The organism is Gemmatimonadaceae bacterium (assembly GCA_019637355.1).
In the GTDB taxonomy this organism is placed as follows: Bacteria; Gemmatimonadota; Gemmatimonadetes; order Gemmatimonadales; family Gemmatimonadaceae; genus Pseudogemmatithrix.
Window position 1 is genome coordinate 573,843 of record JAHBVT010000001.1, and the last position, 13,229, is coordinate 587,071.

Sequence of the window (13,229 nt, forward strand, 5' to 3'; positions counted from 1 at the left end):
CTGCGGTCAGCGCGCGAGTTCGCGCCAGCCGATGTCGCGGCGGAGCTGCCGCCCCGTGAACTGCACGCGCTCGGCGTATTCGCGACTCTTCGCCTGCGCTTCGGCAAGCGTCGGAGCGACAGCCGTGACCGCGAGCACGCGACCGCCAGCCGTCACCAACTCGCCAGCCGCGTTACGCGCCGTGCCCGCGTGGAACACGGTGACGCCAGGTTCGGTGGCGGGCAGCGCGATGACATCGCCGCTGCGGGCCGTGCCGGGATAGCCCTCGGCCGCCACCACCGTCGTGATCGCCGCACCGCTCTTCCACTCCAGCGGCGGCATCGCCGCGAGCGACCGCCCTTCGGCAATCGCCTGCATCGGCTCGAGTAGCGACGAGGCCATCATCGGGAGCACGGCCTGCGTCTCGGGATCGCCGAAGCGGCAGTTGAACTCCACGACCTTGGGGCCGTCCTTCGTCAGCATCAGGCCGGCGTAGAGCAGGCCGGTGAACGGACAGCCCTCGGCGCGCATCGCGGCGAGCATCGGCAGGATGATCGTCTGGCGCACGCGCTCGACGAGCTCTGGCGTGCAGGTGGAAACGGGCAAGTACGCACCCATCCCGCCGGTGTTGGGCCCGGTGTCGCCTTCGCCGATGCGCTTGTGGTCCTGTGCGCCGAGCATCGTGAGGGCCTGTGTGCCATCGGTGAGGGCGAAGAGGGAGAGTTCCTCGCCTTCCATATACTCTTCGATCAACACCTCGGCGCCGGCGTCGCCGAAGACCTTGGCGTCGAGCATATCGTCCACGGCGGCCTCGGCATCGGCGACGCTCATCGCGACGATCACGCCCTTGCCGGCGGCAATGCCGCTGGCCTTCACGACCACGGGAGCGCCGAGTCGGCGGATCTCGGCCTTGGCTTCGGGAATGGTCGTGAACGTACGCGCGCTGGCCGTGGGGATGCCGTGCTTGAGCATCAGCTCCTTGGCGAAGCGCTTGGAGGTCTCGACGCGTGCGGCGGCGGCGGTGGGGCCGAAGATCGCGCGGCCGGCGGCGCGGAAGCGGTCGACGATGCCGAGCGAAAGCGGAGCCTCGGGCCCGACGACGGTGAACGTGACCTGCTCACGCTCGGCGAGCGCGAGCAGGCCGTCCACGTCAGTCGCCTGCACGTTGATGCAGCGGCCGAGCTCGGCGATGCCGGGATTGCCGGGGGCCGCGAGGATCTCGGCGGCGGGGTGGTCCTGCTTGAGCTTCCACGCGAGCGCGTGTTCGCGCCCGCCCCCGCCGACGATCAGGATCTTCACCGCGCTCCGCCCTTCATCGCGTCGGTGAAGGCGTCCTTGGCGCGCTTCGCCGTGTCGGCGAGCTTGTCCACGGCGGCCTTGGCCTGGTCGCCGTAGTACGAGGCGCCGCGAGTGATGTCTTCGCCGAGTCCGTCGCCAGGCTTGACGTCAGCGCGCTTCACGTACTCGCCGGCGATGACCTTGGCGTAGTCGCCGCTGGCCATCCAGCGCTGCAGCTCGCCCGCGCGCACGGTGAAGAACGGATGCGTGCGGAACGCGGTGTTGATGGCCTTGAGCACGGTGTCCCAGGCGGAATCGTCCACCTCGTACTCGCGGGACTGGGCCTTGAAGGCCTCGAGGTCGAGCGTGTCCCCGAACTCACGGCCGCCGGCCATCTTCATAAAGCTCATCAGCACGACGTCCGGATCCTGGGTGCCGAGCAGCGCGGCGCGATCGCAGGAGAGTTCGCTCTTGCGGTACCACTCGAGCAGCGCGAGCTGGAAGGGCAGGATGGCGATGCCGGCGAGGAAGGGCAGGTTGCCCATCCCGAGCATCAGGATGATCTGGGCGATAGTGCGGTAGGTGACGTGCCCGCTCATCACGTGGCCGAGTTCGTGCGCGAGAATCACGCGCAGTTCCTCGCGCGTGAGGTGCTCGATGGCGGCCGAGTTGATGACGACGAAGGGCTCGCCGAAGCCGACGGCGCCGGCGTTGATGGTCGGCGTCTGCGTGACGTAGAGCTGTGGGCGCGTGGGCCAGTCGAGCGTCTGCAGGACCTCGGTCCAGAGCGCGTCGAGCTGCGGGCGCTGCGTGGGGCCGACGCGCACGGCCGACGCGAGGAAGAGATGGCGCACGCCGCGCTCGCCGAAGGCCTTGGCGAAGGCGTTGATCGCGGTGTCGAAGCCCGGCAGCGCGCGCATCGCCGCGAGGGCGGCGCGGTCGGCGGGATGCTCCCAAGTCTGGGACGCGATATCGGTCAGGACGGTGCGCGCCATCGTGTACTCCTTGGGGCTCAGAGCCCCTTGAACGCCTGCTCGAGGTCGGCGAGCAGGTCTTCCACGTCTTCGACGCCCACGGAGAAGCGGAGCAGGCCATCGGTGATGCCGATCTCCGCGCGTCGTGCCGGTTCCACCGAGGCGTGCGTCATCCCCGCCGGCTGACATACCAACGACTCCACGCCGCCGAGGGATTCAGCCAGCGTAAACAGCTTCAGGCGGGTGACGACGGTGTTGGCATTGGCCTTGGATCCCGTCTCGACGGACACCATCCCGCCGAAGCCGCTCATCTGGCGCTCGGCCAGCTCGTGCTGCGGGTGGCTGGCGAGACCCGGGTAGAAGACGCGCTCGTCGCCGAGGCGCTTGGCCAGCCAGGCGGCGACGGCGCGGCCGTTGCTGTCGTGGGCCTTCACGCGCAGGGCCAGGGTCTTGGTGCCGCGCAGGGTGAGCCAAGCATCCATCGGGCCGGGGACGGCGCCGGCCGAGTTGGCGTTGAACTGCAGCTTGGCCGCCAGCTCGTCGGAGTTGGTGACGGCGACGCCGCCGAGCAGGTCGGAGTGGCCGTTGAGGTACTTGGTGCTCGAGTGCCAGACGATGTCGGCGCCGAGCGTGAGTGGGGCCTGGAGGATCGGCGACGCGAAAGTGTTGTCGACGATCGAGGTGGCGCCGGCCTTGTGGGCGACCTCCGAGATGGCCTTGATGTCCGCGAGCTGCATCAACGGATTGGTCGGCGTCTCGATGAAGATCGCGGCGGTGTTCTTCTTCACGGCGTCCTGCACCTTCTGGACGTCGCGCATATCGATCCACGAGATCTCGATGCCGAAGTTCGTGAAGAGCTTGTCGAGCTGGCGGTAGGTGCCGCCGTAGACGTTGCTCCCGACGATGATGTGGTCGCCGGCCTTGAGCATCAGCATAATGCTCGTGAGGCAGCCCATCCCTGAGCTGAAGGCGAAGCCGTGCTGCGCGCCTTCGAGCGCGGCGACGTTGCGTTCCAGCGCCTCGCGCGTGGGGTTCTTGCCGCGGGCGTACTCATAGCCCTTGTTGACCCCCAGCGCCTCCTGCGCATAGGTGGAGGTCTGGTAGATCGGCGGCATAATCGCGCCGCAGGTGGGATCGGGGCGCTGGCCGGCGTGGATGGCGCGGGTGCCGACGCGCTGGGCGAGGTCTTCGGCGAAGATCTTGGTCATACAGGGAATCTACCTCGACTCCCTCGCCGAGGCAGTCTGGGTGAGCAGATCTTCGAGCGCGGCCAGGCGGAGCTGGATCTCGTGCAGTGGCGCCGAGCGCATCCGCAGGAAGAGGCCGATGGTGGCGAGGGTGGCACCGAGGGCGCAGAAGGCACCGACGGCGAGGATGACCGGCACGAGCGCGGCGAGCAGGGCGCCGAGGGGTGCAGCACCGCCGGCGGAGAGCTGCAGCGCCCAGCGGAACTGGGCAACGCCGAAGGCGATGAGCAGCACGACAACGAGGCCGGTGGCGATCCAGCCGACGATCGTGAGGCGGCGGAAGAGCCGATCGCTGCGCTGCTCGGCCTCGATGCGGCTCCAGGCGCGCGCGATGGGGGATTCAGGAGTGGCGTGCATCAGGTGCTCCGAGAGAGAGAAGGTGGGCGAGGCGCTTCTTGGCGTGGTGCAGGCGGGTGCGCACGGTGTTGATGGGCACGGCGGTGACGTTGGCGATCTGCGCGTAACTGAGGTCGTCACGGAAGCGCAGGATGAGCACTTCGCGTTGGGGCGGCGGCATTTCGTGCATCGCGGCGTCAATCCGCCCGGCATCGAGGTGGTCCAGCGCGGTGGGCGTATCGTCGGACTCGTCATCCGTCGCGATGGCGTCGAGCGGAGCATCGACGACGAGTTCGCGTTCGCGGCGGTGGCGGCGCAGCCAGTTGAGGGCACGATGCCGCGCGCTGCGGAAGAGCCAGACCTGGAACGCGGCTGGGTCGTGCAGGGTCGCAAGATGGCGATACACCGCGAGCCAAGTCTCCTGGAACAGGTCGTCAGCGTCGTCCCCGACGAGTCCGGTGAGATAGCGCAGCAGCGCCTCGCCGTGGCGCTGCATCAAGTCTGCAAACGCGCGCTCGTCCCCGGCCTGTGCGCGGAGCACGATCAGGACTTGCCGAACGCTGTCCGGGTTTGGAGCCGACTGCGGAGACGTGCGCTCGGTGGATGCCATCGCCGCTAAAGACACGCGCGGGGTCAGCGAAGTTCAATGGCCACGGGCTCAGCGGCCCGGGGATCCCGCCGACGCCCTCAGTGCCCGCAGTTGTCGCAGTCGGGGCCACTCTTGGCGGCCCGCCGCGCGCGCACGAAGTGCCGCACGAGGTACGCGACGGCACCGATGACGATCGCCGCGACAACCAGCGTGTCCGCGCTCATCCGGCGAAGCCCATCGCGCGGCCGACCACGATCACCAGCCACGCCATCACGTAGGCGAGCACGAGCATATAGCCGAACTGGATCGCCGCCCAGCGGCGTCCGGTCTTGCCGCCGCCGGACTCGCGCACGGTGACGGCGACGGTGCTGATGCACATCAGCGCATACACATAGAAGACCATCAACCCGACGGCGATGAGCGGCGTGTACAGCGGCGTGCCGTCCGGCTTCACCTGCGCGCGCAGGCGCTCGCTGAGCGCGGCCTCGTCCTCGCCGCCGACGCCGTAGATGGTGCCCATCGTCGAGACGAACACCTCACGCGCGGCGAAGCTGGCGACGATGCTGACGCCGATCTTCCAATCGTAGCCGAGCGGTGCGACGACGGGCTCCACGGCGTGGCCGAAGCGGCCCAGCACCGAGTGGGCGAGCTGCTGCTCCTGCTGCGCGGTCTCGGGAAGCGTGTCGTCGAGTTGGGCCTTGGGGTACGTGGCCAGGGCCCAGAGGACGATGCTGAGGGCGAAAATGACCGTGCCGGCGCGACGGAGGAAGACGGCGCAGCGCTGCCAGACGGACACGGCCAACGAGCCGGGCGAGGGCAGGCGGTACGACGGCAGCTCGAGCAGCATCGGGCGCACGGGCCCCTTGAGCAGCGTGCGGCGGAACGCGAAGGCGATGACCAGCGCGGTGAGCGTGCCGAGCAGGTACATCACGAGCATCGTGACGCCCTGCAGGTTGAGGCCGGGGAGCAACGGCAGGGCGGGCACGAAGGCGCCGATGAGCAGCGTGTACACCGGCAGGCGCGCCGAGCAGGACATCAGCGGCACCACCATAATGGTGGCGAGGCGGTCCTTCGGGTCGTCGATGGTGCGCGTGGCCATAATGCCGGGCACGGCGCAGGCGTAACCCGAGAGCATCGGGATGAAGCTCTTGCCGTGCAGCCCGACGCGGCGCATCACGCGGTCCATCAGGTACGCGGCACGCGCCATATAGCCGGTCTGCTCAAGCAGGCCGATGAAGGCGAAGAGGATGGCGATCTGCGGAAGGAAGACGATCACGCTGCCGACGCCGGCGAAGACGCCGTCCTCCACCAACGAGCGCAGGTCGCCCTCGGGGAGCAGGCCGCCGGCCCAGCCACCCATCGCGACCGCGGCACTCTCGAAGAGATCCTGCACCGGCGCGGCCCAACTGAACACGGACTGGAAGACCATCGCCATAATGGCCAGGAACAGCAGCGGCCCGCCGATGCGGTGCAGCAACACGGCGTCGATGCGGTCGCTGAGCGAATCGCCGGTGCGGACGACGCGCTCGACGCAGCGCGAGAGCACGCCGCCGATCCAGGTGTAGCGCAGCTCCGATTCGAGGCGGTGCGGGACGTACCCGGCGGCCTTGAGTGCGGCGCGCGCCGCCTCAAGACGCTCGGTGAGTCCGGGGACGTGCACCAGATGCGGTTCGTCGCGGCTGACACCGAGCAGGCGCAGGGCTTCCATTCCCGCGGCGGCGTAGTTGATGCCGCCGCGCTCGAGCAGGCCCTGCAGGGGCGCGAGCACGACGTCGACGTCGGGCGGCAGGTCGAAGCGGCGCATCGGCGCGGGGAGCGCGGCCGCCGTCACCAGCGCGCGGCGCAGCGGCTCGAGGCCCTCGCCGCGATGTGCCACGGTGGGGATGACCGGCACGCCGAGCTCGTGGATCAGCGCGGGGACATCGATGCGAATGCCCTGTCGCTCGGCGACATCGAACTGGTTCAATGCGATGACCACAGGAAGGCCGAGCTCGAGCACCTGCGAGGCGAGATAGAGATTGCGCTCAAGGTGCGAAGCATCGGTGACGACGCAGACGACGTGCGGCCGGTAGTGCGCGTCGTCGCGGCCGAGGAGGACCTCGAGGGCAATCTGTTCGTCCGGCGACCCGGCGGAGAGCGAGTACGAGCCGGGCAGGTCGAGGATGGTGGCGCGGCGTCCGTCAGGGAGCGGGGAGCTGCCTTCGACGCGTTCGACCGTGACGCCAGCGAAGTTTCCGACGCGCTGCCGCAGCCCGGTGAGCGCGTTGAAGAGCGTGGTCTTGCCCGTGTTGGGATTGCCGATCAGGGCGACGCGCAGGGTGTCGGAAGCGCCCGGCGCGGCGGGGCGCGGCGGAGCGTCCACGTCAGGACGCCGCGCGATCGTGCGGCTGGACGGTGATGCCCTGGGCGAGATCGGTGCCGAGCGCGAGGCGCGTGCCGCGGACGTCGACGAGCAGGCAATGGCGCCGGTTGATTACCGAGACGGTGGCGCCTTCGTAGACCCCCATCGCGCGGAGGCGGCAGGCATCGCCGTCGGCGCAGGCAATGGCGAGCACGGTCGCGGGGCGCCCCGCCTCGGAATCGAGGAGCGGGCAGCTGCAACCAGGAAGCGTGCGCTCGGAGCCGTGCATTCGCGTGTCGGGGAGGTAGTTCCGCAGATGAGAATAGTTCTCATCGAGGTGTATTGGAGTCTAACCGAGCCCTTCTATGGCTCGCAAGAGAGGGGAACAGAATGGTCAGGATTCCCCGGGCCGCTATGTTGCCTCCGTGCCGTCACTCGACGATCTCAGAACCCCGGCGCTGCTGCTCGACCTCGACCGCGTGGATCGAAACCACGCTCGGCTGGACGCTCACCTGCGATCCTTGGGCGTCCCGCTACGCCTGCACGTGAAGACGGCCAAGAGCGTACCGGTCCTGCGACGGCTACTCGGGCCGGGCGATGCCCCCGTCACGGTATCGACGCTGCGCGAGGCCGCTGCCTGCCTCGACGCGGGCTTCACGGACATCCTCTACGCCGTCGGCATCGCGCCGCAGAAGCTGCCGGACGTCGCCGCACTGCAGTCGCGTGGCGCCGCGATCACGGTAATCCTGGATTCAGTCGCGGCGGCGCAGGCGCTGGTGGCGCACCGCGATTCACGGGGCCGCGGGATTCCGGCGCTGATCGAGATTGACAGCGACGGGCACCGCGCCGGCGTGGCGCCCGAGGCGCCGCTGCTGATGGACATCGCGCGCATCCTCGGCAACGACCTGCGCGGCGTGATGACGCACGCGGGCGAGTCGTATCACTGCGTCACGGCGGAGTCCAAGCGCGCGATGGCGGCGCAAGAGCGCGACGCGGTGCTGCGCGCGGCCGAACGCCTGCGCGAGCACGGGCACGCGGCTCCGGTGGTGAGCGTGGGCTCGACGCCGACGGCACACTTCACGGACGACCTCAGCGGCGTGACCGAAGTGCGCGCGGGCGTGTACGTGTTCCAAGACCTCGTGATGGCCGGGCTCGGCGTCTGCGCGGTGGACGACATCGCGCTTTCGGTGCTGGTGACGGTGATCGGTCACCAACCTTCGAAGGGGTGGGTGATTACCGACGGCGGCTGGATGGCGCTCTCGCGCGATCGCGGCACCAGCGCGCAGGCGACGGACCAAGGCTATGGCCTCGTGTGTGATGTGGACGGGCGACCGCTGGGCGATGTGGTGATGGTCGGGGCCAACCAAGAGCACGGGATGCTGGCGCGGCGCGACGGCGCTGCCTGGGACGTCGCGTCGCTGCCGCTGGGCACGCGGCTGCGCATCCTGCCCAATCACGCCTGTGCGACGGCGGCGCAGTACGACCACTACGAGACGATCGTGGGTGGACAGCTCACCGGTGAGCGCTGGCCGCGCTTCAACGGATTCGCGATCGACTGAGCGGGCGCTGTCCCCAAGCCCTAGGGCGCGGCTGGGTGCGGGCGAGGCAACACGGCCGCGGGCGGGTAGAATCCAGCCAAGAACCAACTCCACACAGAGGACTCCGATGCGTCTGCGATGGTTTGCGTGTGCGTTGATGGTGGCGACGGCGGCACTGGCGGCTCCCTCGGCAGCGGAAGCGCAGGGCCAGGCCGTGGCTCCCGACAGCGTCAGCGAGATCCGCCTCCGTGACGGCACCGTGCTCATCGGCCGAGTGGTGAGCGAAACCGAAACGACTATCGTGGTGCTTACGCGCTCGGGTGCACGCGTCGAGGTGCCGGTCGCGCAGATCGTCTCGCGGCGCGAGACCGTGGCGCGTGCCGGCGGCGAAGTGTGGCCGGACGACGAGAACGGGAGCCGGCTGTTCTTCAGCTCGACCGGACGGCCCGTGCCCAAGGGCGAGGGCTATGTCTCGAGCTATTGGCTGTTCTTCCCCTTCGTGGGCTACGGCGTGACAGAGCGCTTTACGATTGCCGCCGGCACGCCGGTGATCCCGGGCGCGATGGGCGAGATCTTCTACATTGCGCCGAAGTTCACGCTCTATGACGCGGGCGACCTCTCGCTCTCGGTGGGGGCGCTGTCGTTCTTCCTCACCAAGGAGATCGCCGAGGGGAATGCCGGCATCCTGTACGGCGTGGGCACCTACGGCTCGCGGGACAACGCGATCACGCTGGGCGCCGGCTGGTTCTACGCCGCCACCGACGACTTCTCGGGCACAAGCAACGAGCCGGTGTTTATGCTCGGCGGCGAACGTCGCATCTCGCGGCGCGTGAAGCTGGTGACGGAGAACTGGCTCGCGGTGAACCCGGGCGTCTCGGGAATGTTCAGCGGCGGCTTCCGCTTCATCGGGGACAGGTTGTCGGCGGATCTTGGCTTCGCCGGGATGACGGGCGTGGAATCGGCGTGCTGCCTGCCGGTGATCAACTTCGTGTGGAACTTCGGCGGGCAGGGAGCGCGGTAGTCGGCGTCCCTGCGCGCGGAGCTCAGGCGAGCGCCTCGCGCACGCGTCGCCACGCGCGTCCGACAGCCCATCCCGCGATTGCCGCGAATTCTTCCACGCTCGGCGCGGCCTGCTGCCCGAGTGAGCGCAGGATGCGGCTGCGCATCCGCATCACCAGCGGCGTGCCGACCTGGATGGCATTGAAGTACGGGTCGTAGCGCGTGCCGATGCCCTCGATGAGCGCCGCGGTGCGCGCGAAGTAGACGAGGTCCCGCGGCAGGATGACGGGGAAGTCGTACAGCGAGGCCATCACGCGGTCGGCGAGCATCGTCTCGAGGCGCTGCTGCGTGGTGGTGCGGCGGACGCTGAGCTCGACGAGGATGCCGGCGAGGCGACGGATCTCGGCAGGGTCGGCGCCTGGCGTGACCAGGCCCATCGCGGTGAAGCCTTCGGCGACGGCGACCGGATCGCGGCGGATGGAGGCGAAGACGGTGCGGATCAGCGAGAGCCGCAGCTCCTTGGGCACGCGCACCATCATCCCGAAGTCGAGCAGCACGAGGCGACCGTCGTCGGTGACGAGCAGGTTGCCGGCGTGCGGATCGGCGTGGAAGAGACCGTCGACGAGCATCATCTGCACGTAGACCTCCATCACCAGCGCGGCGAGGCGCTGGGCGTCCACCGACCTGCCCTCGAGGCGATCCACGCGGCGGCCGTCGATGTACTCAAGGACAATGACTCGGCGGCGCGTGAGCTCGTGCATCACTTCCGGCACCAGGACCCGCGGGTTGCCGCGGAAGTTGGCGCGCACTTCGGTGGCGTATTCGGCCTCAAGACGGAAGTCCATCTCCTCGGCGATGCGTGTGGCGAACTCCTCGACCAGCGCCTGGAAGCCGAGCACGTGCGGCACCGGCCAGCGGCGTGCGGCCCACGCGGTGATGCGCCGCGCGGCGCGCAGGTCGCGGGCGACGGTGGACTCCACCCCGGGCCGCAGCACCTTCACCGCCACGTCCTGCCCGCGCCAGCGGGCGCGGTGCACCTGACCCAGCGAGGCGGCGGCCAGCGGCGCACGATCGATGTGCTCGAAGGTCTCGTCGGGAGGCGCGCCGTAGGCCTCGGTGAGTTCGCGCGAGATGGCCGTCCACGGCACCGGCGGTACCTGGTCGGTGAGCGTGCCGAGCGTGGCGAGGTACGGTTCGGGAATGAGGTCGGCGCGGGCGGAGAAGACCTGCGCGAGCTTTACGAACGTGGGACCGAGTGCGGCGATGCGCGCGACCACCATCTGCGCGTGCCGGCGATGGAACTCCGGCGTGCGCGGCATCGGCGCGCCGAACCAGAACCAGCGGCGCTGGTCCCGGAGCACAGAGAGGACCAGCGGTCCGAGGGCGAGAAGGATGCGGAGTGTGTGCACGTCCTACAAACGCGGGCTACCCCGCACGCAGTGCCTCGCCCGGGTCGATCCGGCTGGCGCGCAGCGCCGGCAACCAGCAGGCGCCGAGGCCGACGAGCGTGACGGCCAGGGCCACCGAGAGCATCGTGGCCGGGTCGTGTGGCGGCACGGCGAAGAGCAGGCCTTGGATGAGCCGTGCGAGGGCGAGCGACCCGGCCACGCCGAGCGCGAGCCCGATGCCGAGCAGCGCCCCGCCCTCCCCGAGGATCATCCGTTGGATGCGACCCGGCTCGGCGCCGAGGGAGATGCGGATGCCGATCTCGGTGGTGCGCGCCTGCACCGAGAAGGCGAGCACGGCGGCGATGCCGATGGTGGCGATGACGAGGGCGAGGATGCCGAAGCTGCCGACGAGCAGGGCGTTGAGGCGACGCGGGCCGATGCTCTCGTCGCGGATGGCGTCGAGCGGCAGGACGTTCTCGATGGGCTGGGCGGGAGCGATGGACCGCACGATCTCGCGTGCAGCGGGAGCCAGTGCGGTGGGATCCACGTTGGCGCGCAGGACGATGGTCCCGGCCGGGAAGATGGACTGCTCGGTCGGCAGGAACACGGCGCCGATGGGCGCGGCATCGAGTCCGCCGTCCTTGGTGTCGGCGACGACGCCGACCACCGTGCGGAACTCATTCTCCGCCATCCCAATGAACCGCAGGACGTCTCCCGTCCACGCCAAGCGGCGCCCGACGGCGCTCTGGTCCGGCCAGAGCCGCGTCGCGAGCGTCTGGTTGATGACGACCACCTTCTCCGATTGCGCGGCATCCGTGGACTGCAACGCGCGCCCTTCGATGATCCTGATGCCCGCGGCGCGGAAGTAGGTCGGGTCGGCGGTGCGATACTCCGCGGTGGGAATCGGCTCGCCGGGGTTCTGCGGGCGGCCCTCCACCTTCAGCTCGAGCTGGAACCCCGCGCGTCGCAGCGGCGTGGTGCTGCCCATCCCGACCACCTCCACCTGCGGCAGCGCGTCGAGCTCGGTCACCATCTGCGCGTGACGCTGCCGGGTGATGACCGGATCGTCGGCGGTGAAGTCGAAGGGGACCTCCATCGTCAGCACGTTGTGCGTGTCGAGGCCCGGATCGACGGCGGCGAGGCGCTGCATCGAGCGCACGAGCAGGCCGGTGCCGGTGAGCAGGATGACGCTGACCGCGACCTGTGTGACGACCAGGACCTGCTGGAGGCGGCGACGGCGGCGGCCGCCGCTGGACTTGGCGGTGCCGGCCTGCAGGCCCTGCGCCAGCGCGTTCTCGTCGCCGATGCTGGGTACGAAGGAGAGGAAGAGCGCGACGAGCACGGCGAGGCCGAGCGTGAAGAGCAGCACCCAGCCGTCCACCGCGATCTCGTCGGCGCGGGGGCTGACGCGGGCGGCGATGGCCGAGAGCATCCCGACGCCAGCGTAGGCGATGGCGATGCCGAGGGCGGCGCCTCCGAGCGCGAGCACGAGGTTCTCGGCGATGAGCAGGCGGCGGATGCGCTCGCTGCCGGCACCGAGGGCGGCGCGCAGGGTGAGTTCGTGCTCGCGGCGCACGCCGCGCATCAGCGCGAGGTTGGCGACGTTGGCGCAGGCGATGATGAGCACGAAGGCGGCGACGCCGAGCAGCAGGATCAGCGTGAGGCGGGCATCGGCGGCCAGGACTTCCTTGAAGGGCGTGACGCTGACCGAGTAGCCGGAGGCCTTGTCGTACATCTCCGGGAACTGCTCGTGCGCGCGCGAGGTGACCAGGACGACTTCCTGCCGCGCTTGGTCGACCGTGGCGTCGGGCGAGAGGCGGGCGATGACCTCGGTCATCCGGTGCGTGCGGCCGTCCTGCATCAGCGCGCTCACGTGGTGCTCGCTGATGCTCATATTCATCAGGGCGTCGAAGCGTCCCGGGAAGAACGGCGCCGACTGCAGCACGCCGATGACCTCGACGTTGCGCCCGCCGATGCGCAGGGTGCGTCCCACGACGTCTCCGGCGCCGCCGAAGTACGTCTGCCAGTACTGGTGCGTGAGCATAACGACCGGCGCGGCGCCGGCGCCGTCGTCGTCGGCGTTGAAGGGCCGTCCCATCACGGGGGCGAGGCCCATCACGCTGAGGTAGTTGCCGGTGACGAGGCCGACGTCGATCTGCGAGGCGCGGTCCTCGTCCACGAAGTTCAGCGTGAGCGGCGAGTACTCGGCGATCTGCCCGAGCGTGCTCGCGTCGCGGCGGAAGTCGTTGATCTCCGGTACGGAGAAGGCGATGGCGTCGCCGGTGGCGGCGATGGTGTGGCGGAGGTAGACGAGCTGGTCGCCGTCGCGGTGGGGCAGGGGCTTGAGCAGCACGCCGCGCACGACGGAGAAGATGGCGGTGTTGGCGCCGATGCCGAGGCCGAGCGTGAGGATGACGGCGATGGCGAAGCCGCGGGCGTTGGCGAGGCTGCGGAGGACGTAGCGGAGGTCGAGGCGCATCGGGAAGCTCGGGGGGAGCGGGCGAGTTCTTTCGGCTACGAAGAAACTACTCCATCAGTCCCCGGATTGTTGCCCGTGGCG

Annotated in this window: 12 protein-coding genes; 2 read left to right on the top strand and 10 right to left on the bottom strand. The window is 69.6% G+C overall.

What is annotated here, in order from left to right; genetic code table 11:
• Positions 1 to 6 precede the first annotated feature (6 nt).
• The 8 genes from purD to KF689_02595 form a co-directional block, all read right to left on the bottom strand.
• A complete protein-coding gene (gene purD / locus KF689_02560; GenBank protein MBX3132256.1) occupies positions 7 to 1,278 on the bottom strand; it encodes a phosphoribosylamine--glycine ligase in 1,272 nt (423 codons plus the stop codon).
• Complete coding sequence (locus tag KF689_02565) at positions 1,275 to 2,252, bottom strand: M48 family metallopeptidase (GenBank protein ID MBX3132257.1); 978 nt, start codon at positions 2,250 to 2,252, stop codon at positions 1,275 to 1,277. Before KF689_02565 ends, purD begins: the two co-directional genes overlap by 4 nt.
• Before the next feature lie 17 nt (positions 2,253 to 2,269).
• Positions 2,270 to 3,439 (bottom strand): PLP-dependent transferase, encoded by a 1,170-nt coding sequence (locus KF689_02570; GenBank protein MBX3132258.1) that lies wholly within the window; start codon positions 3,437 to 3,439, stop codon positions 2,270 to 2,272.
• 9 nt (positions 3,440 to 3,448) lie between these two features.
• Entirely contained in the window at positions 3,449 to 3,835 is a 387-nt protein-coding gene (locus KF689_02575) for a hypothetical protein (GenBank protein MBX3132259.1), read from the bottom strand.
• Positions 3,819 to 4,424: an RNA polymerase sigma factor gene (locus KF689_02580; GenBank protein ID MBX3132260.1), complete on the bottom strand. Its 606-nt coding sequence runs from the start codon at positions 4,422 to 4,424 to the stop codon at positions 3,819 to 3,821. Before KF689_02580 ends, KF689_02575 begins: the two co-directional genes overlap by 17 nt.
• A 77-nt stretch (positions 4,425 to 4,501) precedes the next feature.
• Positions 4,502 to 4,627, bottom strand: coding sequence for a FeoB-associated Cys-rich membrane protein (locus tag KF689_02585; protein MBX3132261.1), 126 nt, complete (start codon positions 4,625 to 4,627; stop codon positions 4,502 to 4,504).
• Positions 4,624 to 6,765, bottom strand: a complete 2,142-nt coding sequence (gene feoB, locus KF689_02590; protein MBX3132262.1) for a ferrous iron transport protein B — start codon at positions 6,763 to 6,765, stop codon at positions 4,624 to 4,626. The genes KF689_02585 and feoB overlap by 4 nt, the downstream gene beginning before the upstream one ends.
• Position 6,766: 1 nt before the next feature.
• Positions 6,767 to 7,033 carry a ferrous iron transport protein A gene (locus KF689_02595; GenBank protein MBX3132263.1) on the bottom strand — a complete coding sequence of 89 codons (267 nt, stop codon included), beginning with the start codon at positions 7,031 to 7,033 and terminating at the stop codon, positions 6,767 to 6,769.
• 136 nt (positions 7,034 to 7,169) lie between these two features.
• Here KF689_02595 and KF689_02600 point away from each other — a divergent pair, with 136 nt between their 5' ends.
• Together KF689_02600 and KF689_02605 are read left to right on the top strand one after the other, a co-directional pair.
• On the top strand, positions 7,170 to 8,303 hold the full coding sequence (locus KF689_02600) for an alanine racemase (GenBank protein MBX3132264.1): 1,134 nt from the start codon (positions 7,170 to 7,172) through the stop codon (positions 8,301 to 8,303).
• A gap of 106 nt (positions 8,304 to 8,409) precedes the next feature.
• A complete protein-coding gene (locus tag KF689_02605; GenBank protein ID MBX3132265.1) occupies positions 8,410 to 9,303 on the top strand; it encodes a hypothetical protein in 894 nt (297 codons plus the stop codon).
• 22 nt (positions 9,304 to 9,325) lie between these two features.
• Here KF689_02605 and KF689_02610 read toward each other — a convergent pair whose 3' ends face one another.
• A complete protein-coding gene (locus KF689_02610) occupies positions 9,326 to 10,690 on the bottom strand; it encodes an AarF/ABC1/UbiB kinase family protein (GenBank protein ID MBX3132266.1) in 1,365 nt (454 codons plus the stop codon).
• A gap of 16 nt (positions 10,691 to 10,706) precedes the next feature.
• Entirely contained in the window at positions 10,707 to 13,148 is a 2,442-nt protein-coding gene (locus KF689_02615; protein MBX3132267.1) for an ABC transporter permease, read from the bottom strand.
• Positions 13,149 to 13,229: the final 81 nt, after the last annotated feature.

Bases quoted from the DNA above. Each gene is read 5' to 3' on its own strand.
- KF689_02565 (MBX3132257.1), bottom strand. From the start codon at position 2,252: ATGGCGCGCACCGTCCTGACCGATATCGCGTCCCAGACTTGGGAGCAT.
- KF689_02570 (MBX3132258.1), bottom strand. From the start codon at position 3,439: ATGACCAAGATCTTCGCCGAAGACCTCGCCCAGCGCGTCGGCACCCGC.
- KF689_02575 (MBX3132259.1), bottom strand. From the start codon at position 3,835: ATGCACGCCACTCCTGAATCCCCCATCGCGCGCGCCTGGAGCCGCATC.
- KF689_02580 (MBX3132260.1), bottom strand. From the start codon at position 4,424: ATGGCATCCACCGAGCGCACGTCTCCGCAGTCGGCTCCAAACCCGGAC.
- KF689_02585 (MBX3132261.1), bottom strand. From the start codon at position 4,627: ATGAGCGCGGACACGCTGGTTGTCGCGGCGATCGTCATCGGTGCCGTC.
- KF689_02595 (MBX3132263.1), bottom strand. From the start codon at position 7,033: ATGCACGGCTCCGAGCGCACGCTTCCTGGTTGCAGCTGCCCGCTCCTC.
- KF689_02605 (MBX3132265.1), top strand. From the start codon at position 8,410: ATGCGTCTGCGATGGTTTGCGTGTGCGTTGATGGTGGCGACGGCGGCA.
- KF689_02615 (MBX3132267.1), bottom strand. From the start codon at position 13,148: ATGCGCCTCGACCTCCGCTACGTCCTCCGCAGCCTCGCCAACGCCCGC.